26 protein-coding genes are annotated in these 26,499 nt (G+C 60.3%); 14 read left to right on the top strand and 12 right to left on the bottom strand.

The genetic code is table 11. The annotated features are described in order from the left end of the window. Nucleotides 1–82: 82 nt before the first annotated feature. From AAAX31_RS00790 to AAAX31_RS00765, 6 genes are all read left to right on the top strand, one after another. The gene (locus AAAX31_RS00790; RefSeq protein ID WP_117769842.1) at nucleotides 83–1,612 is read left to right on the top strand and encodes a diguanylate cyclase; all 1,530 of its coding nucleotides are present in this window, start codon (nucleotides 83–85) and stop codon (nucleotides 1,610–1,612) included. A gap of 74 nt (nucleotides 1,613–1,686) precedes the next feature. Continuing rightward, nucleotides 1,687–2,310, top strand: coding sequence for a flavodoxin family protein (locus AAAX31_RS00785; RefSeq protein WP_117769843.1), 624 nt, complete (start codon nucleotides 1,687–1,689; stop codon nucleotides 2,308–2,310). 11 nt (nucleotides 2,311–2,321) lie between these two features. Beyond that, nucleotides 2,322–2,663 carry an ArsC/Spx/MgsR family protein gene (locus AAAX31_RS00780; protein WP_117769844.1) on the top strand — a complete coding sequence of 114 codons (342 nt, stop codon included), beginning with the start codon at nucleotides 2,322–2,324 and terminating at the stop codon, nucleotides 2,661–2,663. 86 nt (nucleotides 2,664–2,749) lie between these two features. Beyond that, the gene (locus AAAX31_RS00775) at nucleotides 2,750–3,880 is read left to right on the top strand and encodes a GTP-binding protein (protein WP_117635529.1); all 1,131 of its coding nucleotides are present in this window, start codon (nucleotides 2,750–2,752) and stop codon (nucleotides 3,878–3,880) included. Between the two features lie 95 nt (nucleotides 3,881–3,975). Then, on the top strand, nucleotides 3,976–4,575 hold the full coding sequence (locus AAAX31_RS00770; RefSeq protein ID WP_117769845.1) for a tRNA (cytidine(34)-2'-O)-methyltransferase: 600 nt from the start codon (nucleotides 3,976–3,978) through the stop codon (nucleotides 4,573–4,575). Between the two features lie 315 nt (nucleotides 4,576–4,890). Further along, entirely contained in the window at nucleotides 4,891–5,820 is a 930-nt protein-coding gene (locus AAAX31_RS00765; protein ID WP_199411353.1) for an ATP-binding protein, read from the top strand. A 39-nt stretch (nucleotides 5,821–5,859) separates the two neighbouring features. On the opposite strand, the gene AAAX31_RS00760 is transcribed toward AAAX31_RS00765, so the two are convergent. The 4 genes from AAAX31_RS00760 to AAAX31_RS00745 form a co-directional block, all read right to left on the bottom strand. After that, nucleotides 5,860–8,355: an excinuclease ABC subunit UvrA gene (locus AAAX31_RS00760; protein WP_349075856.1), complete on the bottom strand. Its 2,496-nt coding sequence runs from the start codon at nucleotides 8,353–8,355 to the stop codon at nucleotides 5,860–5,862. Nucleotides 8,356–8,365: 10 nt separating this feature from the next. Further along, complete coding sequence (locus AAAX31_RS00755; RefSeq protein ID WP_117769848.1) at nucleotides 8,366–9,484, bottom strand: ATP-binding protein; 1,119 nt, start codon at nucleotides 9,482–9,484, stop codon at nucleotides 8,366–8,368. 93 nt (nucleotides 9,485–9,577) lie between these two features. Then, entirely contained in the window at nucleotides 9,578–11,581 is a 2,004-nt protein-coding gene (locus tag AAAX31_RS00750) for a TetM/TetW/TetO/TetS family tetracycline resistance ribosomal protection protein (protein WP_117769849.1), read from the bottom strand. 253 nt (nucleotides 11,582–11,834) lie between these two features. Beyond that, nucleotides 11,835–12,323, bottom strand: a complete 489-nt coding sequence (locus tag AAAX31_RS00745) for a GNAT family N-acetyltransferase (RefSeq protein WP_349075898.1) — start codon at nucleotides 12,321–12,323, stop codon at nucleotides 11,835–11,837. Nucleotides 12,324–12,400: 77 nt separating this feature from the next. Here AAAX31_RS00745 and AAAX31_RS00740 point away from each other — a divergent pair, with 77 nt between their 5' ends. After that, nucleotides 12,401–12,697, top strand: coding sequence for a hypothetical protein (locus AAAX31_RS00740; protein WP_055310006.1), 297 nt, complete (start codon nucleotides 12,401–12,403; stop codon nucleotides 12,695–12,697). 48 nt (nucleotides 12,698–12,745) lie between these two features. Here AAAX31_RS00740 and AAAX31_RS00735 read toward each other — a convergent pair whose 3' ends face one another. Next, nucleotides 12,746–13,450 carry a class I SAM-dependent methyltransferase gene (locus AAAX31_RS00735; protein WP_349075854.1) on the bottom strand — a complete coding sequence of 235 codons (705 nt, stop codon included), beginning with the start codon at nucleotides 13,448–13,450 and terminating at the stop codon, nucleotides 12,746–12,748. A gap of 435 nt (nucleotides 13,451–13,885) precedes the next feature. Between AAAX31_RS00735 and AAAX31_RS00730 the strand changes: the two genes are divergently transcribed. Next, complete coding sequence (locus AAAX31_RS00730; protein ID WP_217107645.1) at nucleotides 13,886–14,287, top strand: hypothetical protein; 402 nt, start codon at nucleotides 13,886–13,888, stop codon at nucleotides 14,285–14,287. 128 nt (nucleotides 14,288–14,415) lie between these two features. On the opposite strand, the gene AAAX31_RS00725 is transcribed toward AAAX31_RS00730, so the two are convergent. Continuing rightward, nucleotides 14,416–15,228, bottom strand: coding sequence for a putative RNA methyltransferase (locus AAAX31_RS00725; RefSeq protein ID WP_349075853.1), 813 nt, complete (start codon nucleotides 15,226–15,228; stop codon nucleotides 14,416–14,418). A gap of 178 nt (nucleotides 15,229–15,406) precedes the next feature. Here AAAX31_RS00725 and AAAX31_RS00720 point away from each other — a divergent pair, with 178 nt between their 5' ends. Further along, on the top strand, nucleotides 15,407–16,789 hold the full coding sequence (locus AAAX31_RS00720) for an MATE family efflux transporter (RefSeq protein WP_349075852.1): 1,383 nt from the start codon (nucleotides 15,407–15,409) through the stop codon (nucleotides 16,787–16,789). A 27-nt stretch (nucleotides 16,790–16,816) separates the two neighbouring features. Here AAAX31_RS00720 and AAAX31_RS00715 read toward each other — a convergent pair whose 3' ends face one another. Further along, nucleotides 16,817–17,269 carry a LysR family transcriptional regulator substrate-binding protein gene (locus AAAX31_RS00715; protein WP_349075851.1) on the bottom strand — a complete coding sequence of 151 codons (453 nt, stop codon included), beginning with the start codon at nucleotides 17,267–17,269 and terminating at the stop codon, nucleotides 16,817–16,819. Nucleotides 17,270–17,284: 15 nt separating this feature from the next. Then, a complete protein-coding gene (locus AAAX31_RS00710; protein ID WP_349075849.1) occupies nucleotides 17,285–17,683 on the bottom strand; it encodes a LysR family transcriptional regulator in 399 nt (132 codons plus the stop codon). 158 nt (nucleotides 17,684–17,841) lie between these two features. Between AAAX31_RS00710 and AAAX31_RS00705 the strand changes: the two genes are divergently transcribed. Further along, nucleotides 17,842–18,744: a DMT family transporter gene (locus AAAX31_RS00705; RefSeq protein ID WP_349075847.1), complete on the top strand. Its 903-nt coding sequence runs from the start codon at nucleotides 17,842–17,844 to the stop codon at nucleotides 18,742–18,744. Between the two features lie 88 nt (nucleotides 18,745–18,832). Further along, nucleotides 18,833–19,558, top strand: a complete 726-nt coding sequence (locus AAAX31_RS00700; protein ID WP_349075845.1) for a uracil-DNA glycosylase — start codon at nucleotides 18,833–18,835, stop codon at nucleotides 19,556–19,558. Nucleotides 19,559–19,612: 54 nt separating this feature from the next. Here the strand turns inward: AAAX31_RS00700 and AAAX31_RS00695 are convergent, their stop codons facing one another. The 3 genes from AAAX31_RS00695 to AAAX31_RS00685 all read right to left on the bottom strand — a co-directional run bounded on the left by AAAX31_RS00695 (nucleotide 19,613) and on the right by AAAX31_RS00685 (nucleotide 22,795). Beyond that, nucleotides 19,613–20,293, bottom strand: a complete 681-nt coding sequence (locus AAAX31_RS00695) for an SDR family oxidoreductase (RefSeq protein WP_349075843.1) — start codon at nucleotides 20,291–20,293, stop codon at nucleotides 19,613–19,615. A 9-nt stretch (nucleotides 20,294–20,302) separates the two neighbouring features. Further along, complete coding sequence (locus AAAX31_RS00690; protein ID WP_022093974.1) at nucleotides 20,303–21,025, bottom strand: VUT family protein; 723 nt, start codon at nucleotides 21,023–21,025, stop codon at nucleotides 20,303–20,305. A gap of 156 nt (nucleotides 21,026–21,181) precedes the next feature. After that, the gene (locus AAAX31_RS00685; protein ID WP_349075841.1) at nucleotides 21,182–22,795 is read right to left on the bottom strand and encodes a peptide chain release factor 3; all 1,614 of its coding nucleotides are present in this window, start codon (nucleotides 22,793–22,795) and stop codon (nucleotides 21,182–21,184) included. Nucleotides 22,796–23,010: 215 nt separating this feature from the next. On the opposite strand from AAAX31_RS00685, the gene AAAX31_RS00680 reads away from it, so the two are divergent. The 3 genes from AAAX31_RS00680 to AAAX31_RS00670 are packed head-to-tail and all read left to right on the top strand — an operon-like array spanning nucleotide 23,011 to nucleotide 24,991. Continuing rightward, nucleotides 23,011–23,391, top strand: a complete 381-nt coding sequence (locus AAAX31_RS00680) for a GntR family transcriptional regulator (RefSeq protein ID WP_349075839.1) — start codon at nucleotides 23,011–23,013, stop codon at nucleotides 23,389–23,391. Nucleotides 23,392–23,414: 23 nt separating this feature from the next. Beyond that, nucleotides 23,415–24,296: an ABC transporter ATP-binding protein gene (locus AAAX31_RS00675; RefSeq protein WP_349075838.1), complete on the top strand. Its 882-nt coding sequence runs from the start codon at nucleotides 23,415–23,417 to the stop codon at nucleotides 24,294–24,296. After that, complete coding sequence (locus tag AAAX31_RS00670; protein ID WP_349075837.1) at nucleotides 24,293–24,991, top strand: ABC-2 transporter permease; 699 nt, start codon at nucleotides 24,293–24,295, stop codon at nucleotides 24,989–24,991. Before AAAX31_RS00675 ends, AAAX31_RS00670 begins: the two co-directional genes overlap by 4 nt. 90 nt (nucleotides 24,992–25,081) lie before the next feature. Here AAAX31_RS00670 and AAAX31_RS00665 read toward each other — a convergent pair whose 3' ends face one another. After that, the gene (locus AAAX31_RS00665) at nucleotides 25,082–26,386 is read right to left on the bottom strand and encodes a chloride channel protein (protein WP_349075836.1); all 1,305 of its coding nucleotides are present in this window, start codon (nucleotides 26,384–26,386) and stop codon (nucleotides 25,082–25,084) included. Nucleotides 26,387–26,499: the final 113 nt, after the last annotated feature.

Raw genomic sequence — 26,499 nt, 5'->3', positions numbered from 1 at the left:
CATTAGCTAACTTATATCCCCAATTCAAACCGAATTGGGGATATGATACAAACCGTTGTTCCGCCCAAGGAGGTTATCCATCATGAACGAGTCATATCGCCTGGGCGAGCAATCGATTATTGCCTATCTTCAGCGACTTGCGAACGGCGTCTCGACCGCCGAACTCGATGTTGCCGCGCTGCCTGCTGAGCTACGCGCCGTTGGTGAGCAACTGCAAAAGACGCATGCCATCCTGCAACAAGAGCGCCAGCTGCTTGAGCGCAACGCCTATATCGATCCGCTCACCAACTTGGGCAACCGCAACGGATTCGACCGTCACGTCGAGCAACTCTGGCGCAAAGGCGACCCCTTCACCTGCGCCTATATTGACATCGACCATCTCAAGCATTGCAACGATAGGTTTGGCCACGCCGAAGGCAATCGCTATATTCTGAGCATCTGCCGCACGCTCTCCGAAACCATGGAGCACGATGAGATGCTGTTCCGTATCGGTGGAGACGAGTTTGTGCTCATCTCGCCCTCCGCAAACGAGATTGAACTCGAGCAGCGCTTGGAGCAGGTACGTACCAGGCTGATCGAGGCGAGCTCAGGTGGCAAGGCGCCCATGATCGGCAGCTTTAGCTTTGGCTGCTCGCGCGTCGATCCACTTGCTGGCGACACGCGTCGCCAGATGACGATGGATGCCGATCGCAAGATGTATCGCTATAAGCTTATGCATCGTGTGCAGCAACCGAAAGACGATGACGCGCCGCAACGCCCAATCGTCGATCAGCTTCCCTGCAACGACCGGGTGTTCCAAGCGATCTCCATGAGCTCCGAGACGCGCTATCCGTTTATCCTCAATCTCGATACGGGAGAATCGCAATGGTCGGTTAACGCCGTGCGCGATTTTGACCTGCCCTCCCAGCACCCTTTTAACTCACTCGACATGTGGCTCGCCCGCGTTCATCCCGAGGACCGCGACAACGTACGTGCCGAGCTCGACATGGTGATAAACGGCACATGGCACTTCCACTACATGCAGTATCGCGTAATGGATGCCACCGGAAAATACGTGCTTTGCGACTGCACGGGCTACCGCTTGGACGGCACCGATACCGAGCCCGGCATGTATGTGGGCATTATCATCAACCGAAGCTTGGCAGATACGACCGATTCCGTGACCGGCTTGGGCGATATTCACGCCCTGGTCAACGCCATTGGAGAGATGCGCCGCGTGGCGCGCGAGGCAGGCTTTATTGCCATTAAGGTCGACGATATCGCCGAAGTCAATGCCCGCTTTGGATTCGATGCAGGCGACCGCGTGCTCGCCGAAAGCGCCGCCTGCCTCATGGACTGTTCGCGCGGCAAGGGTCGCTTGTTCCGCTCGACGGGACCAATGTTCGTGGCGCTTTTCGATGAGCTCGGCCCCGAGGCAATCGACGAGCTCGCAAACGAAATCGAACGATTCCTGGGTTCTCCCGTGCTCATCGGCTCGCTTGAATATCAGCCGCCCATTCGTGTGGCGACGCTTCATCTGGACGCTGTCAATCGACAGCCCGTTTCCATTTTGAACGAGCTCAAAGCGTTGCTCGGTAAAGCCGTGCAGGTGCCAGGTACCAAACTGGATTAGCACCGCGCCCGCACCGCCTCCCCCATCGTGCGATAATCCTCTGCAGAAGTCACCAACAGCAGAGGGAGTTTGTGATGAAGGTTCTTTTGGTCAATGGCAGTCCCAAGGCAAACGGCAATACCGCCCGCGCACTCGCCGAGGTCTCCGAGCAACTCAACGCCGAGGGCATCGATACCGAGGTGTTCCAGCTGGGCGCCAAGCCCATTCGCGACTGCATCGGTTGCGGCCAGTGCGGCAAGCTTGGCGGTCGCTGCACCTTTGACGACGACGTGGTGAACGAGCTCATCGCTGCCGCCGAGCAGGCAGATGGCTTTGTCTTTGGCTCCCCCGTCTACTATGCGCATCCCAGCGGACGCATCCTCTCAGCCCTCGATCGCGCCTTCTATGCAGGCGGGCATGCCTTTGAGCACAAGCCCGGCGCCGCGGTCGCCGTCGCCCGTCGCGGCGGCACGTCGACCACGTTCGATGTGCTCAACAAGTACTTCACCATTAAGCAAATGCCTGTGGTTGCCTCCACCTACTGGAACAACGTGTTTGGCCGCGTGCCCGGCGACGCCGATGGGGATGCCGAGGGCCTTGCCACCATGCGAAACATCGGCAAAAACATGGCCTGGCTCCTGCGCTGTATCGAGGCAGGACAGGCCGCCGGTATCAACGCACCCGAGGCAGATCGAGCAACGACCAACTTCATTCGATAGAGCGGCGGAGCATGAATATCCAGATTTTTGGAACCAAAAAGTCTTTCGATACCAAGAAGGCCCAGCGCTATTTTAAGGAGCGCCGCATTAAGGTGCAGTTTATTGACCTTAGGGAAAAGGAGATGAGCAAGGGCGAGCTCACGAGCGTGATGCAGGCGGTCGGCGGCATCGACAAGCTGCTCAACCCCAAGGCCAAGGACGAGGAGACGCTCGCGCTCATCCAGCACCTCACCCCTAGCCAGCGCTTCGACAAACTGCTCGAAAACCAGCAGGTTCTAGCCGAGCCCATCGTGCGCAACGGCAAAAAGGCCACCGTCGGTTATTGCCCCGATGTATGGGGAGCCTGGGAGTAGCCTGTGTTATTTGCCGGCGCGTGGGTATAAGAGCAGGCGTTTGGCATAAGATTCAACTGTAAGCCATGTCTAACAAAGGAGGGCACATGCCCAACAAACCCGTGAAGATCATCATGCTTACCGGATACCTCGGTGCCGGCAAGACCACGCTGCTCAACCACATCCTCGCTAACGACGGCGGCATCCGCGCCGCCGTGATCGTCAACGATATCGGCGAGATCAATGTCGACGCCAGCCTTATCGCCGACGGCGGCCTTTCCGAGACCGACGACCTCATCCCGCTCACCAACGGCTGCATCTGCTGCACGCTTTCGGACGACCTGGCCAACCAGCTGCAGGGCATTGCCGATTCGGGCAAGTTCGACTACATCATCATCGAGGCATCGGGTATTTGCGAGCCTATCCCCATCGCCTACACCATCTCGAGCTTCTGCGACGAGGCCAAGGTGGGCGGCGAGCCCAAGCTCGCGCTCGACAACATCGTGGCCGTGGTCGACTGCGCCCGCATGTACGACGAGTTCAACGGCGGTCGCGACCTGCTGGCTGAGGATATCGACGAGGACGACATCGAAAGCCTGCTCATCCAGCAAATCGAGTTCTGCTCCACGCTGATCCTTAACAAGACCGATACCGTAACGCCCGAGCAGATCGCCGAGCTCAAGGCCATCGTGCGCAGCCTGCAGAAGGACGCCGTGATCGTCGAGGCCCAAAACGGCGAGGTCCCCATGGAGGAGCTGCTCGATACCGACCGCTTCGACTTTATGCGCGCCTACAACTCCGCCGCCTGGATCGAGGCCATGGAGCATCCCGAGGAGCACGACGACCCTGAGGTGCTCGAGTACGACATCGAGACCTTTGTGTACTCGCGCCGCAAGCCGTTTGACCTGCAGAAGTTCACCGATTTTGTTGAGCAGGAGTGGCCCGACGAGGTCATCCGCGTCAAGGGTCCGCTGTGGCAGACCGGCGATCCGGACATGTGCTACATGTTCGAGCAGGCCGGCCACCAGATGCGCCTGATGGAGAACGGTCTGTTCGTTGACTCTGCGCCCGAGGGCGAGAAGCAGAAGATTATCGACGAGAACCCCGAGATCATGCAGATTTGGGACGACGAGACGGGCGACCGCATGACAAGCCTGTGCATCATCGGCCGTCACATGGACAAGGATGCGCTCATCGCCTCCCTCGATGCCTGCCTGACCGACTGGCACCGCGCCTAGGTTTATCCAAGCGGGCATTTTTCCGCCTACGTAACCGCCAAACCACCACGAAGGTGCCCTTCGTGGTGGTTTTTCGTTCTGAGCCAAGGAGATTCATGTTCAATATCGTGCTGTATGCGCCCGAGATTCCGGCCAATACGGGCAATATCGGCCGTACCTGCGTGGTCACCGGTGCCCATCTGCATCTGGTGGAGCCGCTGGGGTTTTCCCTCGATGACAAGACGGTACGTCGCGCCGGTCTGGGCTACTGGCAAAATTTGGACGTGACGACCTATGCCGGCTGGGAGGATTTCCTTGCGCGCAACGGCCTCTCCCCCGCCGATGGCCATCTGCATCTGCTGACCAAAAAGGCACGCCGCACCTATGCGCAAAGCACCTACCGCGACGGTGACTATTTGGTCTTTGGCAGCGAGAGCTCGGGCATTCCCGAGCCACTGCTTGCCGCGGCGCCCGAGCGCTGCGAGCGCATCCCGATGCTGCGCGATTGTGACTCACTCGATAACGCCGAGGCCTGGGAAGCTCACGAGGAATCGCTCGGACATACCGAGGACAGCCACGAGACCATCCTTCAGCAGGATATCTGCGGCAACTTCGTCAACCCGGACGACTACCGCATCAGCGCACTCAACCTCTCCAACAGCGCCGCCATCGTCCTCTACGAAGCCCTACGCCAAACAGGCTTTCCGGGAATGTGACAAAGGGACTGACCCTTTGTCACATTCAAGCGCCACGCCGACGGCACACACGCCTAATTGATGCTCTAGATAAAGAGCCATCACTTTTAATCAGAATTAACTAAAGTAAAATGAAGTTAAACGGCGGTGTGAAAGGAGAGCCTTGTGAAATATCTCGAGAACCCATTTACCCCCAGTTTTGGTGAGGTTCCTGCCCATCTCGCTGGCAGACAACAGATTATTCGGGATTTGGACCGTGCCTTCTTGAGCCAGCGCAGGCGCCCAGAATTAACATCGATCTTCTCAGGCGCGCGTGGAACCGGTAAAACCGCTCTCATGTCGTCGCTCGCGACAAGGGCGGAATCCCACGGCTGGATTGCCGTAAAGACGACCGCGCTCCCGGGAATGCTTGAGGAAATCGAGCTCGGGGCGAAACGTGCTGCCGGCCATCTTATCGACCCGTCCAACCACTTCGAAGTCACCGGTCTCGGAATTGCACCGCTCGGCAGCATCGAGGTCAATCGCGTTCACGATGCCTCAACCTGGCGTTATCGCATGAGCGACATCATCGACCAGCTCAACGAGGCGGGCACCGGTCTGCTCGTCACGGTTGACGAGGTGGACCCGACACTCAACGAGATGATTCAGCTCGCAGCGACGTATCAGCACTTTGTGACCGATGGGAAACGCGTCGCCCTGCTCATGGCGGGACTTCCCAACAACGTATCGACGCTACTGAACCACAAGACGGTCTCGTTCCTTCGCCGCGCCCAACAATATCATCTGGGCCGCATTGCCGACTATGACGTGCGCGAGGCCTTGATTCGCACAATCCAGGAAAACGATCGCCTGGCAGATGCTGAGGGAATCGATCGAGCCGTTCGCTCGATCTCTGGTTTTCCCTTCCTATTGCAACTCGTAGGCTACCGTGCCTGGGACCTCACAAGCGATTCGAAGGAGATCTCGTCACGCGACTTTGACCTGGGAATCAAAATCGCGCGCGACGAGATGGACGACCGAATCCTCGCGGCAACCTATCGGGAACTCACGGCAGAGGACAAGCGATTCCTCATCGCCATGCTCGATGACGAGGAAGAGTCCACCACCGCTGACCTTGTCGAGCGCCTTAAGCGTTCGCCGCAGCAGGTCTCCCGCTACCGACGCCGCATGATAGACGCCGGCATCATCGGGGAGCGAGGACGAGGGCTCGTCGCATTTGAATTGCCATTCTTCCGCGACTATCTCGCAGCTCAATGCGTGAAATAGAAGTCAATGCGACAAAGGGGTGCCCCTTTGTCGCATCGCCTATAGATAGCGGCCGGTAAAGCTCTTGGAGCAGGCCGCGATGTCGCCTGGCGTACCGGCGCAGACGATTTGCCCGCCGGCGTCGCCACCGCCCGGGCCCATGTCGATCACGTAATCGGCGTTACGGATAAGGTCGAGATCGTGTTCGATCACGATAACCGTGGCGCCTTTGGCAACAAGGCCGTCGAACACATTCAGCAACACCTGAACATCGAGCGGATGCAGGCCAATCGTGGGCTCGTCAAATACGAATACGGCATCATCCTGCACGCGGCCCATCTCGCTCGCAAGCTTAAGGCGCTGCGCTTCACCGCCCGAAAGCGCCGGTGTGGGCTCGCCAAGCGTGAGATAACCCAGGCCCAGGTCGTGCAAGGTCTGCAAGCGCGTCTGAACCTTCTTGAGTCCCAGTGTGGCGTCGAGCGCCTCATCCACACTCATATCCATAAGCTGCGGCAACGTAAGCAGGCTCCCGTCCTTGCCCTCGCGATGGATATGCGAGGCGGATTCCGCGTAGCGAGAGCCGCGACATGCGGGACAGACGATCTCGACGTCGGGCAAAAACTGCACGTCGAGCGATATCGAGCCCGTGCCGTCACACGTAGGGCAGCGCAAGGCGCCGGTGTTGTAGCTAAAGGCGCCCGCCTTGTAGCCGGCTGCCTTGGCCTCGGGCGTACGGGCGAAAGCGCGGCGCAGCTCATCATGGATGTCGGCATAAGTCGCTACCGTCGAGCGCACGTTGGCGCCGATGGGCGTAGCGTCAATCAGGTTTGCGCGGGCAATACCCTCGGCATCGACCCAACGCACGTGCCCCGGCAGGCGCTCGCCAGCTGCCTGCGCCTTGAGTGCCGGGATGAGCGTCTCGAGCACCAACGTCGTCTTGCCCGAACCCGAAACACCCGTAACCGCAACCAAGCGACCGCGCGGGATATCGACTTCGAGCGGCTTGACGGTATGGATGGCATCGGTCGCCATGCGGATATGGCCCTGGTCGAACATTTCGTCGTCAGTCACCTGCGGACGCAAGCGCTTGGGCTCGGCGCGCAAAAACGGCGCGATGCGACTGCTCTGCGATTGCTCGACCTCGTCTACCGTACCAGCGGCGATCACATTGCCGCCGCCTGCTCCGGCAACGGGGCCCATCTCGACAAGATAGTCGGCTTCCGCCAGTACGCGCGTATCGTGGTCGACAACAACCACGGTGTTGCCGTCATCCACCAGATCGCGCATCACGCCCACCAGGCCGTCGACATTGGCAGGATGCAAGCCAATCGAGGGCTCGTCCAGTACATAGAGCACGCCCGTCGAGCGATTGCGCACCACGCGGGCGAGCTGGACGCGCTGGCGCTCACCCGTGGAGAGCGTGGCGCCGGCGCGGTCGAGCGAGAGATAGTCAAGCCCCAGGTCGACCAAGCGACGAGCCGTGCTCAAAAATGAATCGCAGATATCCACTGCCATGGGCTGCATCTCGGCCGGCAAGGATGCGGGCACCCCGTGCACCCACTCAATCGCCTCGCCCAATGTCATGGCCGCCGCCTGTGCCAGATTGATACCGCGTACCTGGGGCTGGCGTGCGGCCTCGGAGAGGCGCGTGCCGCCACAGTCACGGCATGGCCCCTCGCGCAGAAAGCGCGCAACGCGCTTGAGCCCCTTGTCGTCCTTAACCTTGGCAAGCGCATTCTCCACGGTATAGACGGCGTTGTAATAGGTGAAGTCGAGCGGCGTGGCGCCCTCGCCGTTTTTGGGAACGTAGAGAATGTGCTTTTTGACCGCCGGACCATGGAACACGATGTCGCGCTCCTGAGGCGTGAGCTGGTTAAACGGCACGTCGGTGCGTACGCCCATCTCGCCGGCCACCTGCTTCATCAGATCCCACATGAGCGTGCCCCAGGGAAGGACCGCACCTTCGTTGATAGTCTTTGACTCGTCGGGCACCAGGCTCGCCTCGTCCACCTCGCGCATGACGCCGGTGCCACCGCAGGTGGGGCATGCACCACCGCTATTGAAAGCCAAATCCTCGGCACTCGGCGCGTAGAACTCGCGGCCGCATGTCGGACACGTGAGCGACAGGCCCGCAGCCACGTTAAGGCTCGGCTCCACACGCGCCCCGCAATGCGGGCACACGTGATGGGCACAGCGGCTGAAGAGCAAACGCAGGCTATTGTTGAGCTCGGTCATGGTGCCAAAGGTCGAGCGCACGCCCGGCACGCTCGGACGCTGGTGCAGCGCGAGCGCCGCCGGCACGTGCAGTACCTCGTCCACCTGAGCGTGCTCGGCCTGCGTCAGGCGACGTCGAGTATAGGTGCTGAGCGCCTCCAGGTAACGACGCGAGCCCTCGGCATAAAGAACCCCCAGCGCCAGAGAGCTCTTGCCCGAACCTGACACGCCGGCAATACCCACGAGCTTTCCCAGCGGAATATCGATATCGATGTCCTTAAGGTTATGGACACGTGCGCCACGTACCTCGATAGCCTGCGGGCTCATCTTCTGTTCCGTCACCTTTATCACCCTACTCATGCCATATAACTCGATCGCGAATGTACGCGCCCAGCATGGGCACGGTAAACCGGACGAGGCCGTATCCGGCAGCTTCGATGACGCGCTCGCGAATCAGGCTTGCGCGATATTTACTCGCCCAGCTCTGGGTACGCTCGCAGCGCTCAATGATATCCGCCATGCGCGTCGGTTTGCCCTCTTCAACCGCCATGGCCTCGATAAAGAGGCGCTGTGGACTGCGCAGCCCGTAATACAGAGGCGCGTCAACCGCTTCGTAGAACTCGGAGACGGCATCCGCATGGCCATCCTCGACATCGCGCCTTTCGATGACCTGCGAGCTACGCCGGACAGCAGACCGCCACATGTAATATCCCACCAGCTGAACCATATAGGGATGCCCCATGCTCTTGTGCGCCGCAAGGTCCGCTGTCTCCGCGTCAACGTAAAGACCAGCGTCTTTGACCGTCTGGATATACGAATCGCGTACCTTGGGCAAAGATATCGCCTCCAGCGTACGCTGCTGGGCACGCCGCAAAAACGTCACGCTCGGCTCTTCGAGCAGATCGTCAACCATACTGGGCAAGCCAGCGAACACCAGCGCAAGACCGCGCTGGTCGCTATCGGGCAAGCCCGTGGCATCCTGGTCTCCGAGCAACTGCTGATAGAGAACGGCAAGGGCCGCCAGTTCCTCGATAGACGCCGATTGTGCCTCGTCAATCGCAAACAGTATGCCCTTGCCTGGACCGAGCTTCTTGAGGCGCTCGTTGACCAGCCCTCGCAACGTTTCGCCCTTTGCTCGCGCCGCCTCGACCGACATCCGGCCAAACGACGGACCGAACTCCATTGACGTCACAACGGGCTTATTCGAGCGAAGCGCGTCGGCTAAGCGGTCGCATAAGCCAAGCGAAGCGGAATCGGAGATAACCGCCCATCCGCGCTCGCTGGCTAGACGTTGCAGCTCCCGCAGGAGAACCGTTTTGCCGCAGCCGCGGTTTCCCGTAATGAGCATGAGCCTACCCGGCGCTCCGGCGCCGTTGTCGAGTCCTTCCTCAAAATCTTCGATGACCGACTCTCGACCGATGAGCATCGGAGGCCGCTTGCCTGCCGTTGGCTTAAAGGGATTTGGATTCATGTCGGCCTCCTCGGATCGGTAAATCCTGGTAACAGTTATACCAACTTATACCGAGTTATACCAACTGAATCTGACAAAGGGGCTGCCCCTCTGTCACATGTGGCCGAAAAACTCGGCGTCTGCTGCTCGCCAGGGGCGGAAGGTGGCGGGATCGATCTTTACGTGCGCCGCGGCGGGTACGTCGTACCATTTGACCGTGTAACCAGCGCCGTGAGAGCAAAAGACCGAGTCGGGCGTGTTGGGCAGATCGGCCTCGGGCTCATAGGCGGCCGTCTCGATTACGCGCTCGGCATCATGGCAAGCCGCATAGCCGGCGAACTCCAGGTACAGATGCCCGCGACCGCTCGTGTAGGCAGCTACCTCCAGGGCATAGTCCTGCACCTCGGATGCCGGCACGCGACCCACAAGCTTCGCCCGGTCCCCCGTCATCGTCGGTGGCTCGTACTCGGCACCCATGCGCGTGGCATCCGAGAGCGCCCGGCCCACGCACTCCCCCGGCACCTCGAGCTCAAAGTGGTACCACGGCTCCAACAGCACCGCCGCGCCAGCCTCACGCGCCTGCATGAGCCCCTGGCGAATCGCGCGGTACGTGGCCTGGCGAAAATCGCCGCCCTCGGTGTGTTTGGCATGCGCACGGCCGCCCGTGAGCGTAATGCGCACATCGGTGATGGGCGAGCCGGTCAGCACGCCCAGGTGATCGCGCTCCATGGCGTTGGTGAGTGCCAGACGCTGCCAGTTAAGATCGAGCTCATCGGTCGAGGTCACGGTGCCAAACTGCACGCCCGAACCCGCCGGCAACGGCTCCAGACGCAGATGCACCTCGGCATAGTGGCGCAGTGGCTCAAAGTGGCCCACGCCCTCGACCGGCTGCGAAATAGTCTCCTTATAGAGAATGCCGCCAGACTCAAACGCAACCGAAAGGCCAAAGCGATCGGCCAACACCCGCTGCACGACCTCGAGCTGCACCGCCCCCATAAGCTGCAGATGTATTTGTTCAAGATGGGTGTTCCAGCCTACGCCGAGCATGGGATCTTCGTCCGCCAACTCAGTCAGCGCTTTGAACACCGCGTGGACATCGTGTTCGCCCGGAAGCACCGTATAGGTGAGGACCGGCGCAATGACGGGCGCATCGCACGCGGGTTCCGCGCCCAGAGCGTCCCCTGGGCGAACGTGCGCAAGGCCCGTCACGGCACAAATGCCGCCAGCAGCAACTTCTTGGGCAAGCTCATACTTCTCGCCGTTATAGATGCGTACCTGATCGACCTTCTGCTCCCATGCCTCGGCACCGGAACGTCCGTTAATCACCTGTTTGGCATGCAGCGTGCCGCCGGTCACTTTAACCCAAGCCAAGCGCTCGCCGCGGTCCCCGCGGCTGACGCGATAGACGCGGGCGGCAAACTCCGGGAGCCACGCCTGTTCGCGCATCAGCGCGCATATACCATCCAACAGCTCGTCCACACCTTGGTCCTTGAGCGCCGAGCCGGCAAAGCAGGGAAAGAGCTTGCGCTCAGCAACCATGCGCGACAGCGTCGCGGAGGAAAGCTCACCCGCCTCAAGAAACTCCTCGAGCGCCGCTTCGTCCAACGCAGCAGCGTCCTCCTGAACGGCGCCACCCGCCAGCAGTTCGTTGGCATCCAGGCACCCCTCAGAAAGACGTTGCCCAAGTTGTGCCAGCAAAACATCGCGGCCGGGATTCTCCAAATCGATCTTGTTGATAAAGATGAACGTCGGGATGTCATAGCGCGCAAGCAGGCGCCACAGGGTTTCGGTGTGCCCCTGTACGCCATCGTTGGCGCCTACCACCAGAATCGCGTAGTCCAGGGCACGCAGCGTGCGCTCCGCCTCGGCAGAAAAATCGACATGGCCGGGAGCGTCCACGAGCATAACGTGGGTGTCACCATGGTCGAGCACAGCCTGCGACGAGAAGATCGTGATACCGCGCTCACGCTCAATCTCGTTCGTATCCAGATGCGAGTCGCCATCGTCAACGCGGCCGCGCTTGCGAATGCGGCCCGCGTTAAACAGCATGGCCTCGGCCAGCGTGGTCTTGCCGGCATCGACATGCGCCAAGATTCCAGCGACCGCTTGCTTCGACATGGCTCTCCTCTTATTGCAAGCCCATCGCACGCGGCAACGGGCACCCTCGTTCCACACTGGATGATACAATTTACGGGCCGGCGGGCGAAGCGGGCCCTATCCCCCGACCGAGCTCATCGCCCCGCGTTGCCGCGCGGCGATTTTCGTAGGTTCGCGCCTTGCGAAAGCCGGCTTGCAAATCAGCACAGCGAACGAAAATGACCCCACCTGGGCCAGTTTCGTTCGCATGAATTATTGATATGAGGCGTCGCTCTTACGCCTCGCGCAGCCAGTCAAACGCAACACGCGGCGTACCGTCCGACACATATACGATACCGGCGCGCTTAAACCCGGCCTTGGCAATGGCTCCCTGCATGGGCAGGTTGTCCTGATGTGTGTCGATGCGCAGGTGATCGGCACGCTCCTTGGCAAAGGCAAACATCGCGGCCGCGATACCGTGCACGGTGCCGTCGGATGCCACACGGTGCAGCACGGCGTACGGAGTGTCGCTACGCCATTGACCGTCCTCAATTACGTCATAGCACTCGTCCGGGCCCGGTAAAAAGGCAAACGTCGCCACCACGTGACCATCGACTTCGCACACATAGCTGCCACCGGCGGCGATATCGGCAGCCAGCTGCTCGGCAGAAGGCGTGCCCTCGGGCCACTGCGTGGCGTTGCCATGCGCGCGCATAAAGGCGCGGGCCGCGTCATAGATAGCCATGACGGCGGGAATGTCGGTATCGAGGGTTTTTCTGATCATCACGCGGCGACCTCACGTTTATTGGTATCACTTTGATTGAGCAATGATACCAACGTTTGGAGAGGGGCGCGAAGCAGATGGGGAGCAAAAAGCGAGCCGCCTGGTCAAAAGCCAAAAGCGAGTTTTTGGGCGCTGCCACGGGCGGCGATATGAGCGACCTGTTTGCACGCGAAGACGAGCGCCGCGACGCATTAGACGCCGAGCGCGATGAAGCCTGGCGCTACAAGTCGTGCGAGCGCAAAAACCGTTACGACACGCGCGCCGAGGCCGAGGCAGTTATGGCCGACTGCGAAAACCGCGGACGGCGCGGCCTTGCCTGCTACAAATGCGAATACTGCGGCGGATGGCATCTGACGTCGCACCCTTGGAAATAGGCTCCGCATCGGCACGGCGCTGGCGAAGCGCCGGCCATCGCACGCAAGCTACGGGCGCGGCGGCACCAAAACATCGTAGCGAACGGCCTTGCCCGCGAGCTGATAGCTCGGCTTAATGCCGGCAAGCAGCGGCCCCTTCACCGGCCGCTTGATAACGACCTTGCGCGGCCGCACCGCAAGCGCAGCTTCGACCAGCGTCTCCTCATCGGCACACGGTTGTTCCAGATGATGCAAGAGTTGGAACTTCTTTTTCACCGCCGCGCTCTTGGTGCGCCCGGGAAACATGGGGTCCAGATACACCACGTCGGGGGCGGCAAGCTCGCCCCGCCCGATCAGCTCAGCCGTATGGCGAAGGCCGGTAATACTGTCCTCGCCCGCATGTAAGCGCATGCGCGCCACGGCTGTCGCAAGCGCCGGATCATCTGCCGCGCGGTCCAAGGCATCCTTGAGGAGCGCCGCAATCACGCAATCCTGCTCATACAAATCGACCGCAAAGCCCGCGGCCGCGAGCAGCAGCGAATCCTCGCCAAAGCCTGCCGTGGCGTCAATTGCCCACGGCCGCTCGATGCCTTTTGCACGCGCAGCCTTCACCAACAGCTCTTGCTGCAGACGGCCCTGCTTGAGTCGCGGCAGCATGCGGCCAAAATCGGCACGCAGCTCCATCGTGCCGTCGGTGAGCGTGAGGCCCTCGGGCTTCCCGGTCAGCTCAAGCCCCGCGGCCCGAGCAACAGAAAAGGGATCGACGACGCCCATGGGTACTCCTTAGCAAGCAAAACGAATACGTGGGCGCCGTTCATGACGACACCCAACCGTCCGCTATTGTCCCACATGTGACATGGCCCACAGCATCCCAATGCAAAGCACCGCCATCAATCCCGTGCACACGGCAGCGATCACGGAATCACTCATGCGCCTTCCCAACGACCGCGGCTCACGCACTTGCCCTGCTCCGTACATCATGGCTCCTCCTTGAGACCAGCTCCTTGTTACGACCTCATCATCGCAGCGCCGCACATGGGCTGCCATCGATTTGGCTTACGTCCAGCTTTCCTTTTTGAAAGGTTGGACCGTACAGGCAAGAGACGCTTTCAAACGCATGCATCGCCGCGTTGAACTACAATGTGCTTCACCATATGTGCAGTACATTGGGTGCGCCAAGTTGGCGTACTCGTATCGAAAGGACCAGCCATGAGCTTCACTCGCAAGACTCTCAAAATCCTTGCTCTCATCTACTTTGTTTTGGGCATCGCCAGCCTCGTCACCGCCGGCGTCGGTATCGCCACGGGCGGTCTCGATTCCACGTACGGTTCGTACGCCACGCTCGCAGCGGTCGTGCTTATCGCCAAGGGTCTCGTCGACCTTGCCGCAGGCGTCGCCGGTATCAAGGGCGCCAACAAGCCTTCGCAGGTGGACGGCGCGTTTAAGCTCGGTATTGTTGCCGCGGTCGCCACGCTTGCCCAAGCGGTGCTTACGCTTCCCGCGTTTGGCGGCGACGCCATCAACTTTGGCGCCTTTGTCGTCGTGGTGTACGACCTGTTCTTTGTTCAGCAGGCACACGCCGTTAAGGCCGAGAACAAGGACCGCCTGTAAGCGCCCGCTTCTCATAACCTCTGTTTCAGCCAAGCAACTAAAAAGGGCCGATCGCGCATCTCCGCGGTCGGCCCTTTACGTTTGCCCAGATAAAACCTGCCAAAATAAATCTGTCCCTTTTTGGTAGGTTAGTGGCGGTACTCGGCGATGATGAAGTCGATGTCGGTTTGAAGGGTGTCCAAATTTGCCAGGCGTTCTTTGTCGGAAGGGCGCGTACGGTAGTAGTACGGCGTCATCTGGAACACTGCCTCGATGTCGGCCTGGGTCTGAAGCGTAATATTCGCAGACACCCGCTGCATTCCGACTAACTCGAGCTCGGTGGTCTTCGGCAGCTTCTCATCGTTAAGGTACGGCGTGTCGTAGAGCACCTCCTTAAGCCCAAAGAGATGACGGGCGCCCGGCACCACGGTGTAGAGCGAGCCCTCTGGCGCCAGCACGCGGGCAAATTCGCGCTCGTTAAAGGGAGCAAAGAGCTCGGTCACCATATCGAAGGTGCCATCGGCCACGGGGATGTCCTTCATGTTGGCCACGAAGTAGGTCGCATCGCCGCGCTTGGCGGCAAGGCGCACCATCTCTTTGCCCAGGTCAAAGCCGTAAGCATCCACGCCCGGCACCGCACCCATGGCGCTGGTGTAGTAGCCCTCGCCACAGCAAATATCGAGCAACGTCATGGGGCAGTTCGTAGACGCGGCACGTCCAGACACCCGCTCGCGCACCAGCTCGACCATCGCATCGCGCAACGGCGCATAATAACCGCGGTTCAGAAAGTCGCGACGGCTGCGTGCCTGCGACTTGGGATCGCCCATGGAGTCACCGCTCTTGGACGAGCGCAGCAGATATAGATAGCCCTCGCGCGCTCGGTCGAACCGGTGTCCGCCCGTGCACGCAGCACCGCGCTCGTCGTCCACCAACGGCTCATGGCAAACGGGACACAACAACATGGCAACTCCTTAGCGCGAACAACACAACGCCCACTATTGTCGCACGCCTCCCCCACCTAGTCATTGGAGACGTTCTTGAATGACCAGTCGTTTAAGAACGTCCCCAACGACTAGCCAATTAGGAGTATCATCGTCTGCGCAAATAAGCACGAAATAGCATGTTAGAGATTGAGAGCGCATGGCTGACACCGTATCTAAGCACATTGACATGACCACCGGCTCGCTGTGGCGCAATATTCCCCTGTTCGCCTTCCCCGTGGCCGCCACGAGCATCTTGGAGCAGCTGTCGAACCTCATCGCCACGGTCATTATCGGTAACTTCTCGGGCGACCAGGGAACCCTCGCCATGGCGGCGGTCGGCTCCAATGTTCCGCTTACCAGTCTTATGCTCAACCTGTTTATTGGCATGTCGCTTGGCTCCAACGTGGTCATCGCCAACGCTATCGGCCGCAACGACCAAAACATGGTCAAACGCGCCGTCCATACCTCGATTTTAATGGCGCTCGTGGGCTTTGTCGTCATCGCGCTGGGCGAGATCTTTGCCGAGCCCATGCTCGCCGCCCTCAACGTTCCCTCCGAAACCATGCCACTCGCTTCGCTCTACCTGCGCGTTTTTTTGCTCAGCCTGCCCTCAATCTTGCTCTACAACTTTGAGGCCGCGATCTTCCGCTCCGTCGGCATCACCCGCATGCCGCTGCAGGCGCTTGCCGTGTCCACCGTCCTCAACATTGGCCTGGACCTCATCTTTGTCCCCGTACTCCACTGGGGCGTCGCGGGCGTCGCCATCGCCACCGCCATCGCCTACACCGTCAGCGCCGCTACGCTCTTTATCCGCCTGCTCAAGACCGACTCCGTCGTCCGCGTCACCCTACGCGACCTGGCTATCGACCCCGTCGCCCTCAAGCGCATCGTCAAGATCGGCCTGCCCGCCGGCATCCAAAGCGCCGTCTTTGCCGTCGCCAACATCATCATCCAGTCTGCCATCAACAGCCTGGGCACCGAAGTCATGGCGGCATCGAGCGCCGCCATGAGCCTGGAGTACGTGTGCTACAACCTGCTCAACAGCTTTAGCCAGGCTTGCACCACCTTTGTAGGACAAAATCACGGCGCCCGCCAGATCGACCGCTGCACCAAGACGCTCAAGGTCTGCCTGGTCGAAGGCGGTATCGTTGCACTCACCACGATCATCGTTATTGTCGGCCTAGGACGCGAGATCTTGTCGCTCTTTAACAGCGATCCCAACATCGTCTCGATCGGCTATATCCGCGTGTGTTCGATCTTCCCGGCGTACGCCTTTAGCATGTTCTACGAAAACATGTCAGGCTACCTGCGCGGCTTTGGCATCTCGCTCACGCCCGCCCTCATCACCATGATCTGCGTCTGCGGCATCCGCTTCTATTGGGTGTTCTGCGTGTTCCCGCACTTTCGCACCTTTGCGAACATCATGATGGTCTACCCCATCAGCCTGGGCACCACGGCGTTCTTTATGGTCGTGGCGGTGCTACTCTGCCACCCGGCACGCACCTATCGTGTCACCCAAGCCAAAGCGACAGCCCGCTAAACACAGCACTCAACGCCACGCCAGTCATTAATTGACAATATGCGAGCTCATATAGTCGATAAAGCGCCTCGTGGCGATGGGCATGGTGTCCCAGCTGCGCCAGGCAGCCACCACATCGCGTGAGGGAGCATGCACGATGGGCCGCACACGAATATCGGCTTGCATGCCCTCTACAGTACGACGGTAGAGCATGCTCACGCCCAGGCCCTCCTCCACCATCGCCATGATGGTGTAGTCGTCGGTCACCTCACTCGTCACGTGCGGCGACAGGCCATACGCCGCGAATGCATCGAGCACCAGGCTCTGTTCGCCCTCATCCAGCAGCACAAACGGCTCGGACGCTAGGTCGGCGAGTGTCACCTTTTCCTTTGCCGTCAGCGGATGCGCGGCCGGCAACAATGCTACCAACTCGTCGTGATAGACCACACGCTTCTCGAGCCCAGCGGTAAATCCGCGCGCCGTAAAGCAAAAGTCAACCACGCCATCGTGCACCCATTAAGCGTTGCGCGTGTAATCGCCCTGCTTGAGGGTAAAGCGTACGCCCGGGTGCAGCGCACCAAAGTCGCGAATCACGCGCGGCAATACGGTGCGGCTCACGTTGGTAAACGTCGCGATACGAATATCCGTCGAGGAGAGCCCCAGCAACTCCTGACGTTTGCCCTCAAGCTCGGCCTCGGCAGTTACGATCTGTCGCAGATACGGCAGGTACTGCTTGCCGTCGCGCGTAAGCGACACGCCCTGCTTGCCGCGCTCGATAATCGTAGTGCCCAGCTCGCGCTCGAGTGCCTTGACGGCCTGGCTCACCGCACTTTGTGTATAGCCCAGCTCATCGGCCGCGCCCTTAAGGCTGCCGCGATCGACTACCATACAAACAATCTGATACCGCGATGCCATCGTGCCTCCACATCGATGTAGCTATAAAACGTTTTGCCAGGGCTTTTTCTGCCAACATTAGTATTTCTTAATCATACTGAAGATACATTCGCTTTACTACATCCACATCTGGGAGCAGAATCCTTGTTACGAAACCGTTCCGTAACAAAAGGAGTCCCATGGATCGCAAAAAAGCAATCGCGCTCTCATTTTCCGTTCCCGTCGCATGGGGCTTTTCGTATCCCCTCATGAAGATCGGCATGGACAGCATGAACGCCACGAGCATCGTCGCGCTACGCTGCATCATCGCCTTTGTGGCCTGCCTGCTGCTCTTCCACAAACGCGCGTTCCGCATCAACCGCGACCTTATGGTTCGCGCCGCCATCATCGGTGCCATTATGGCAACTGAGCTCACCTGCATGTGCCTGGGCTCCAGCCTCACCTCTGCCTCCACTGCCGGGTTTTTGCAGAGCCTGACGGTCGTGATCGTGCCGTTTGCCAACGCCGCCCTGCTGCGCCGCGCTCCCGAGCGCAAGGTACTCATCGGCACCGCCATCGTCACCTGCGGCATGCTGCTGCTCTCGGGCGCCGACTTCACCAGCCTGAACCCGGGCGCGCTCATCATGCTGCTCTCCGCCTTTGTCTACGCCGGACACATCATTGTGGCCAAGCGCTTTGTCGAAGAAGTCGACCCGCTGGCTCTGGGCGTTTGGCAGCTGGGCTTCGGCGGCTTATTCTCGGGTATCGCCGCATTCACCCTTGGCGGTTTCACGCTTCCCGGCACGCCCAGCGAAATCGTCGTTGTCGTCGCGCTCGCACTCATCTGCTCTGCCTACGGCTTTATCACCCAGACGCTCGTGCAGCCCCACGTGCCCGCCGAGACCACCGGCTTTGCCTTTTCGCTCGAGCCGGTATGCTCCGCTGTCTTCTCGTTCTTCCTGGTCGGCGAGGTCCTGAGCCCCATCGCATTCTTTGGCGCCGCCCTCATCCTCGCCGGCGTCATGGTGGCAACCGTCGAGCTTCCGCGCCTCCGCGCACATGGACAGGCTCACATGGCAGGAGCGCCCGAGCGCGTCTCGTAATCCCCACTCCTTATGCAGCCGCGGCATAAAGGCAACCGGTGCGCCTTTACAATAGATGCCAACAGAGCATCTGTCATAAAGGAGCCCCATGGACACCGCAACCCGCGACCGCAACATAGCAACTTGGTTGGGCGATGCGCCGCAGCCGGTACGTGACACTACGAACCAACTGCTCGAGCGCATCGCCCTTTTGCGCACCGAGCAGACCATCTACCCGGCACAAGACGACATCCTCAACGCCCTCGCCTACACGCCGGCCGACCAGGTCAAAGTTGTCATCTTGGGTCAGGACCCTTATCACGGGCCCAACCAGGCCATGGGGCTGTCGTTCTCGGTCCCCACGACGCAAACCAAGTTGCCGCCGAGCCTGCGCAACATCTATAAGGAACTTAAAGCCGATCTGGGTTGCCCCATTCCCGCCACGGGAGACCTAACCCCATGGGCACAGCAGGGCGTCCTGCTCCTCAACACCACGCTCACCGTGCGCGAGCATGCCGCCAACTCGCACGCCAAACTGGGCTGGAGCACGCTCACCGACTACGTTATCGAACGCTGCTGCCAGCTGCCCCAACCGGTAGTCTTTTTGGCATGGGGCCGCTTTGCCCAGCAGATGGTCGAAGGCAAGCTCGCCGCGACCGGCGCGGGCAAGGCAACCGACAAGTTCTGCCTGGCCTCTACGCATCCCTCGCCGCTTTCGGCCAACCGTGCCACGGCAGAACTCCCCGCCTTTATGGGGTCGCGCCCCTTCTCGGCAGCCAATCGGCTACTCGAACAGCACGGCTCGACCCCCGTCAACTGGACTTGCCTCGGCTAAAAATCGATACATCAAAAACGCGCCCGACGGCAATCTTGCCATCGAGCGCGTTTTCTATTCGGGCCATATAAATTGTGTGCGACCGGCCTCGCCGCCATCGATCAACAGACTCTGTCCGGTCATAAACCGGTTGGTCACGCCCACAAAGTAGATCCACTCGGCGATCTCTTGGGCGGTGGCCCAGCGTTTAAGCGGCGTGAGCTCCATAATCTGGTTCCACAGGTGCTCGTCTTCCATCACGCAACGGTTGAGCGGCGTGATAACGCCGCCCGGGTCCACACTGTTGGCGATGGCCTGCGGTGCCAGGCGGTTTGCGAGGTTCTTAGTGTAGGCGATAACGCCGCCCTTGCTGGCGGCATAGGCGGGAAACTCCGATCCAGTATGCCCGCTCGCCGACCCCACATTGACCACGGATTTGATAGCCGGCGCAGGCTTGGCGGCGAGCCCCTCCCCCACAAAGGCGTAGCGCTCGGTCACGTTAATGGTGCCGCACAGGTTGGCGGCGACGTCGTCGGCCGAATCCTGCGTACCGGCAACGTTCACGATTACCTGAGGCTCAAGGTCGCTTGGAAACGAGTCCGGCTCGCGGACATCAACGATCAGATGGCGGTAGCGCTCGTGTTCGATAGCCGGCGACAGCAGATCAAAGCCCACGACCTCGTGGCCCTCATCCAAAAAGCGCTGCACGCACGCGGCTCCGATACCGCCCGAAGCGCCCGTGATCAAAACCCGCATACTTGCTCCTTAGGCGGTTGCGTGGCGCTCGAGGTACTCGGAGCCCACATTCTCGCGCTCCCAGCCGCGCACGACCTTGTAGCCCACGGGGCTCAGGAAGACCTCGCACAGCAGCTCGGCAACAGCACCGGTCAGCGAGCACATGAGGACCTGCACCCAGGTCCAACCAAAGAACGTGTGGCTCACCACAATGGCAAAGACCAAGTTGTCGATAAACTGGCCAACACCCGTGGACACATAGGAACGGAAGGCAAAGCTCGCAAAGTTATTCTTCTTGAGCATACGGCCGAGCGACTGGTTGAGCGTGGAGTTAACCACGGCAGAAACGAGCATTGCCAGCGAAGAGCCCAGCACCACGTACCAGGTGCCGCCGATGGTGGCGTTAAGGGCGGTGTTGACCTCGATCATGCCCGTGTCGTAGTAGGCGCCCCACATGCCGGGCGTGAGCGAACATGCCCAAAAGCACAGGCTCACGGCCAGATTGACCAGTAGCGCGAGGATGGAGATTTTGATGGATGCCTTGGCGCCAAAGCGCTTGCAGATCATGTCCTGGCACAAAAACGAGACCCAGCTCACCACAAAGCCGCAATCGAGTGCCAGATACGGCAGGCTGATGAGCTCTTTGTTGGCCAGCAGGTTCATCATGATGACACTCACGAAAAACAGCGAAACCGTTGCCGCGGGAATGCTCCGCAACAGGACCTTGTAGTCCTCCATGACCTTCTTGATCATTATGTACTCCTTTGGTTTTAGGTTTAACGAGCAGGATATCGGACCCGAACTGCTCGGACGTCTCGGTCTTGAGACGACGGTGGGTATGATAGCCGCTCACACGGCATCAGGCAAGTAAATGGCGCGGCAGCCCCGCAGGACCACCGCGCCGATGCGTTAAAAGGCTACGTTGCCAAACTCCGACAGGATCAGGTCGGGGTTGTGGTCGGTTGCCCAATCCACGTTCCACGGGCTCGTGAACAGCAGCAGCTTACCGCCGCGCATATCCTCGACACGCAGCGTGTCGCGCGTGAGCGAAAGGCCCGGGATATCGATAGTGTCGGGGTCGTTCTGGATCCAGCGGATGTCCGTATAGGGCAGCGGCTGGCGACGAACCTCAACACGGTACTCGGCCTTGAGACGGCGCTCGAGTACCTCAAACTGCAGCACGCCGACCACGCCCACGATGACGCTCTCCATGCCGGCACCCAGTTCGCGGAAGATCTGGATGGCGCCCTCCTGGGCAAGCTCCTCCATACCCTTAACGAACTGCTTGCGCTTGAGCGTGTCGACCTGCGTAATGCGAGCGAACATCTCGGGAGCAAACGTCGGGATCTGCGGATACTGCACGTGGCGCTTGCCGGAGCACACGGTGTCGCCGATGCTAAAGATACCCGGATCGAACAGGCCTACGATATCGCCCGCGTACGCCTCGTCCACGATGGCGCGGTCATCGGCCATCATCGAGGTACCCGTAGCGAGCTTAAGCTTGCGGTTGCCCTGCACGTGGAAGGCATCCATGCCGCGCTCGAACTTGCCCGAGCAAATGCGCACAAAGGCGATGCGGTCGCGGTGGTTCTTGTCCATGTTGGCCTGGATCTTAAACACAAAGCCGCTAAAGTCGTCGCGGCAGGGATCGACCGGTTCGCTGGTGAGCGTATCGGTATAGGCGCGCGGCGTCGGGGCCAGACGCAGGAACTCCTTCAGGAAAGGCTCCACGCCAAAGTTGGTAAGCGCCGAGCCAAAGAACGCCGGGCTCAGCTTGCCACAGGCCACGGCATCCAAATCGAGCTCGTCGCCGGCACCATCGAGCAGCTCGATATCGTCCATCAGGTTCTTATGGTTTTCTTCGCCGATGAGCTCGTCCATGGAAGAATCGCCCAGTTCGGCCTCGACCTCGGCGACCTTCTTGGTGGCGTTGGCGTGGCCGTCGCCCTCAAAGGCGATAACGCGACGGGTCTGACGGTCGAACACGCCGCGGAAGTTGCGGCCGCTGCCGATCGGCCAGTTCATGGGATAGGTGTTGATGCCCAGAACGTTCTCGATCTCTTCCATGAGCTCAAACGGATCGCGAGCCTCGTGGTCGAGCTTGTTCACAAAGGTGAAGATGGGAATGTGGCGCAGCGTACAGACCTTAAAGAGCTTCTTGGTCTGGGCCTCGACGCCCTTGGCGCCGTCGATAACCATGACAGCGGCGTCGGCAGCCATAAGGGTACGGTAGGTATCCTCCGAGAAGTCCTGGTGACCGGGGGTATCGAGGATATTGACGCAGGCGCCGTTATAGGTGAACTGCAGCACCGAGGAGGTAACGGAGATACCGCGCTCCTTCTCGATGTCCATCCAGTCCGAGACGGCATGCTTGGCCGAGCTCTTGCCCTTGACCGAGCCGGCGGTCTGAATGCTGCCGGTATAGAGCAGCAGTTTCTCGGTAAGCGTGGTCTTACCGGCGTCCGGGTGGCTGATGATCGCGAATGTGCGGCGCGACGAGATTTCATCCGACAGGCTTGCCATGCGGATCCTTTCTTGCATTGAGTGCATTACGTCGATGTAACCGCCCTATTGTAGCCGCGAAATCCCGCTCTAGAGCGCCTATCAGGACAAATTCATCAGTTGGGGCCTGGGTAGCCGGCCCAATCCGTATTTACCTCTTGCATAACTGTGCATAGTGTATATATACTGTGCTTACCGGTTATATACACGTGTAGCCCAACAGCTAAGGAGCCGCTGTGGACATCATCCTATCCAATTCGAGCGACAAGCCCATCTACGAGCAGATAACCTCGCAAGTCAAAGCTCAGATCTTATCGGGCACGCTCGCTGCGGGAGCCAAACTCCCCAGCATCCGTGCACTCGCGAGCGATCTTGGCGTGAGCGTCATCACCACCAAGCGCGCCTACGCCGACCTGGAGCAACTCGGGTTTATCTACACCGTGCAGGGCAAGGGCTGTTTTGTCGCCGAGGGCAACCAGGAGCTTTTGCGCGAAAACCAGCTCTGCCATATCGAAGAGCTGCTTGCGAAAGCGGCGAGCCAAGCCGAAACCCTGGGCGTCACGCGCGACAAACTGCACGAGATGCTCGACTTGGTAGCCCCCGAAACCATGCAGTAGCCATCTGCAAGAAAGGCTATACCATGCAAAACTTGTTAGAACTCAAAGGTGTCTCACGCCGCGTGAGCGACCGTTTTTCGCTGCGTGATGTCGCGTTCGCCGTGGAGCCCGGCCAGATTGTTGGCTTTGTGGGCGCTAACGGTGCCGGCAAGACAACGACCATTCGCGCCGCGCTCGGGCTTATCAAGCTCGATGCCGGCGAGGTGCGCCTGTTTGGGCAGCGCTGTGGCGCCGACGCGCCCGATGAGACACAGCGCTGCCTGCGCTCCCGCGTCGGTCTCGTCCTGGACACATGCCCCTTCCCTTCAACGCTCAAGGTGGGCCAGATCGAGGCACTCGTAGGCCAGGCGTACCCCACGTGGGACCGCAAAACGTTCGCCGGATTCATCGACCGATTTGGCCTCGATCCCAAGACAAAGGTCAAGGACCTCTCCCGCGGCATGGGCATGAAACTGCAGCTTGCCTGTGCACTCAGCCATAATGCCAAGCTACTCCTTTTGGACGAAGCCACCGCGGGCCTCGATCCCATGGCGCGCGAGGAACTGCTCGATGAGCTGCTTGCTTTTGTCGCCGACGGCCAGCACAGCGTGCTGCTCTCGAGCCACATTACGTCCGACCTCGATCGCGCCGCCGACCGCGTCATCTGCATCGATAACGGCTCGATTGTGTTTGACCTGCCGCGCGAGGACATTACCGACCGAGCCGGCATCGCCCACTGCACCCAAGCGCAGGCCGCCGAGCTTATGGCTTGCGTCGAAGGTGCCCATGCCGCCCGCCACGCCTACAGCGTGGACGTGCTCGTGCCCAACCGTCGCGAAACGCTCGAGGCCTTTCCCGAGATTCCCTGCGATCGGGTAACCATTGACGACTATCTTCGCCTCACGCTGAAAGGGGCTTCAAAATGAAACGCGCCTTTATGTCCGAGCTCGCCATCGCTCGCACGCTCATCCCGAGCATTGCGGGCGTCGGCCTATTCATCTTCGTCGTGCTAACCCTTGCCAACGCATCGGACGGCGATTCCGGTATGAGCGCCGGCGCCTGCGCGGTCAGCGCCATGTCACCCATCATAATCATGAACTCACTGGCTGGCTACGATAACCAAAACGGTTGGGAGCGCTATCGGGCAACGCTGCCGTTCTCGCGCAAAGACATCATCTGCGCACGCTACCTGTGCATTATTGCTTTCTCGGCCGTCATGGCATGCGCCGCCGTGCTTTTGAACATCATCGCCCTTCCGTTCTTCGATCACACGGGCATTCCCTCGACGGGACAGACCGTCTTTGAGATCACAATAGCCTCCGCCGCATCGATGCTCATCTCCCTCATGATGGTGTTTTTAGCACAGCCGCTGTTCTTTCGATTTGGACACATGGAGGCGCTGCGCCTTTCCGTCGGCCTGTTTGCCCTGATGGGCTGCGGTACCATGGCAATGCTGAGCTCTTCCAACCCCATTAGCAACTGGCTCATGTCGATTGCCGGAGCGAATCCCGATCCTGCCGTTCTGGGCTGTCTGTGCGCAGGAATTGCCGTGCTGGCCCTCGCGCTATGTGCAATCAGCTGCACCGTCAGCACCAAGGTCTATCGAGCACGCGATCTGTAGCCACGCGAGTCTCAATCCACGAAGGGCGCGATCGCCGCCTCTCCCCGCAAATCCGTGGCAAACGGCATGTCCCTGGCGTGCGCCACCGTACTACTTGCACAGCGGCTTGGGTAGCGGGATACCGGCGGCGATGACAGCCGCGATGATCATGCAGACGATACCCTTGAGTGGGAAGCACATGAGCAGCAGGCCCACGACCATGACCGGCTGGCGCATGACCGCACCCATCGTCGATGCCGTGCAGACAGCGACGCAAAAGACCGGATCGGCGCCGGTGAGGATGGCAAGGCCGTAGCCCAGGCTCACACCCGAGAAGATAACCGGGAAGAAGTGGCCGCCGCGCCAACCAAGGTTGATGAGGGCGGGCGTCAGCATGGCCTTAACAAGACCGGTCGCGATAAGCACGCCAGCGGGAATGGTCAGGTAGGTTTCCATGAGCACGTCGGCCTGGGTCTCGCCGGCAAACATGGTGTAGGGCAGGACCGTGCCGCAGATGGCGAGCGCCAGACCGGCTAGCATGGCCTTGACGACAGGACGCTCCCCTATTGCATGAGACAGTGCCTCGCTCGCATGTTCAGAGACAAAGTACAGCCATCCGCAGATTGTTCCGATCAGCGACAGAGGGATGAGCCAGACAAGTTCCAGGTTGCCCACCACGGCAGCCTCGAACCTCGGCATGCCCATGCCGCCGCCCATGAGCTGGCCGAGCAGCAGGTAGGTGCCCAGACCACCGGCAATCGCAATGCCGTAGACCACCGTCTTTTGCGCCTTGGGCAGCTTGATCGTGATCTCGTCGGACGCGGACTCATCGTCGGCGTCTTCGCCCTGGCCGTCAGTACTTCCGGCAAGCGGCGCCACAAAGCCAAACACGGGCGCGGTAAAGAGCGCCGTCAGAGCAGCCTGGGTGCCCAGCAGCGTAAGCTCCCTAAACTCGGCACCAAAGCGGCGCATGCGGTCGCCGACCCAGCTGCACAGGCCCGCGATGACGCCGGTCAGACCGGCTTCCGGTCCAATACTTCCGCCAAACAGCAACGGCAGCAGCGCCGCAATCGACAGCTTGCCCAGATTGTCGTACGGGTAGCGACCGTCTTGCTTTACCTTGGCCATCACCTGGTTGAGGTCATCGGTCTTGGTGCCCGTCGTCTTTTCGTACAGACCGATCAGCAGGCCGCCCAGCAGGCAGACGAAAAACGGGTATGGCAGAAAGCCAAACGGGCCGCTGGCAAGCTCGGGCGAAGCGACGCCCAGCGCGTGTGGAATCTCGGTCCATAGATAGTCGATGCCGTGCTCCATCGCAAAGAAGAACAGCCAGACTGCGGCACCTGCGAACGCACCGGTCACGGCAACGCTAACTAAAAACAGCGCGCGGTTTGTGGGTTTGGCAAGGTTATCCATCGGGTCCTCCCGCGGTCAAAGTCGACATAGATACGTTTTATTGTAGAGCGAGTGTGGCCCAGACAAGCCAACCGTCTGCGCCGCAAACGGCACCATTGGGAGCCATAGTGGGG

This window comes from Collinsella sp. CLA-ER-H5, from assembly GCF_040092375.1.
Taxonomy (GTDB): Bacteria; Actinomycetota; Coriobacteriia; order Coriobacteriales; family Coriobacteriaceae; genus Collinsella.
This window is presented reverse-complemented; position numbering and strand designations above follow the sequence as displayed.

What these genes read in the sequence shown, in the direction of transcription:
- AAAX31_RS00790 (WP_117769842.1), top strand. Translation starts at nt 83, where the DNA reads ATGAACGAGTCATATCGCCTGGGCGAGCAATCGATTATTGCCTATCTT.
- AAAX31_RS00785 (WP_117769843.1), top strand. Translation starts at nt 1,687, where the DNA reads ATGAAGGTTCTTTTGGTCAATGGCAGTCCCAAGGCAAACGGCAATACC.
- AAAX31_RS00780 (WP_117769844.1), top strand. Translation starts at nt 2,322, where the DNA reads ATGAATATCCAGATTTTTGGAACCAAAAAGTCTTTCGATACCAAGAAG.
- AAAX31_RS00775 (WP_117635529.1), top strand. Translation starts at nt 2,750, where the DNA reads ATGCCCAACAAACCCGTGAAGATCATCATGCTTACCGGATACCTCGGT.
- AAAX31_RS00770 (WP_117769845.1), top strand. Translation starts at nt 3,976, where the DNA reads ATGTTCAATATCGTGCTGTATGCGCCCGAGATTCCGGCCAATACGGGC.
- AAAX31_RS00765 (WP_199411353.1), top strand. Translation starts at nt 4,891, where the DNA reads ATGTCGTCGCTCGCGACAAGGGCGGAATCCCACGGCTGGATTGCCGTA.
- AAAX31_RS00755 (WP_117769848.1), bottom strand. Translation starts at nt 9,484, where the DNA reads ATGAATCCAAATCCCTTTAAGCCAACGGCAGGCAAGCGGCCTCCGATG.
- AAAX31_RS00750 (WP_117769849.1), bottom strand. Translation starts at nt 11,581, where the DNA reads ATGTCGAAGCAAGCGGTCGCTGGAATCTTGGCGCATGTCGATGCCGGC.
- AAAX31_RS00745 (WP_349075898.1), bottom strand. Translation starts at nt 12,323, where the DNA reads ATGATCAGAAAAACCCTCGATACCGACATTCCCGCCGTCATGGCTATC.
- AAAX31_RS00740 (WP_055310006.1), top strand. Translation starts at nt 12,401, where the DNA reads ATGGGGAGCAAAAAGCGAGCCGCCTGGTCAAAAGCCAAAAGCGAGTTT.
- AAAX31_RS00735 (WP_349075854.1), bottom strand. Translation starts at nt 13,450, where the DNA reads ATGGGCGTCGTCGATCCCTTTTCTGTTGCTCGGGCCGCGGGGCTTGAG.
- AAAX31_RS00730 (WP_217107645.1), top strand. Translation starts at nt 13,886, where the DNA reads ATGAGCTTCACTCGCAAGACTCTCAAAATCCTTGCTCTCATCTACTTT.
- AAAX31_RS00725 (WP_349075853.1), bottom strand. Translation starts at nt 15,228, where the DNA reads ATGTTGTTGTGTCCCGTTTGCCATGAGCCGTTGGTGGACGACGAGCGC.
- AAAX31_RS00720 (WP_349075852.1), top strand. Translation starts at nt 15,407, where the DNA reads ATGGCTGACACCGTATCTAAGCACATTGACATGACCACCGGCTCGCTG.
- AAAX31_RS00710 (WP_349075849.1), bottom strand. Translation starts at nt 17,683, where the DNA reads ATGGCATCGCGGTATCAGATTGTTTGTATGGTAGTCGATCGCGGCAGC.
- AAAX31_RS00705 (WP_349075847.1), top strand. Translation starts at nt 17,842, where the DNA reads ATGGATCGCAAAAAAGCAATCGCGCTCTCATTTTCCGTTCCCGTCGCA.
- AAAX31_RS00700 (WP_349075845.1), top strand. Translation starts at nt 18,833, where the DNA reads ATGGACACCGCAACCCGCGACCGCAACATAGCAACTTGGTTGGGCGAT.
- AAAX31_RS00695 (WP_349075843.1), bottom strand. Translation starts at nt 20,293, where the DNA reads ATGCGGGTTTTGATCACGGGCGCTTCGGGCGGTATCGGAGCCGCGTGC.
- AAAX31_RS00690 (WP_022093974.1), bottom strand. Translation starts at nt 21,025, where the DNA reads ATGATCAAGAAGGTCATGGAGGACTACAAGGTCCTGTTGCGGAGCATT.
- AAAX31_RS00685 (WP_349075841.1), bottom strand. Translation starts at nt 22,795, where the DNA reads ATGGCAAGCCTGTCGGATGAAATCTCGTCGCGCCGCACATTCGCGATC.
- AAAX31_RS00675 (WP_349075838.1), top strand. Translation starts at nt 23,415, where the DNA reads ATGCAAAACTTGTTAGAACTCAAAGGTGTCTCACGCCGCGTGAGCGAC.
- AAAX31_RS00670 (WP_349075837.1), top strand. Translation starts at nt 24,293, where the DNA reads ATGAAACGCGCCTTTATGTCCGAGCTCGCCATCGCTCGCACGCTCATC.
- AAAX31_RS00665 (WP_349075836.1), bottom strand. Translation starts at nt 26,386, where the DNA reads ATGGATAACCTTGCCAAACCCACAAACCGCGCGCTGTTTTTAGTTAGC.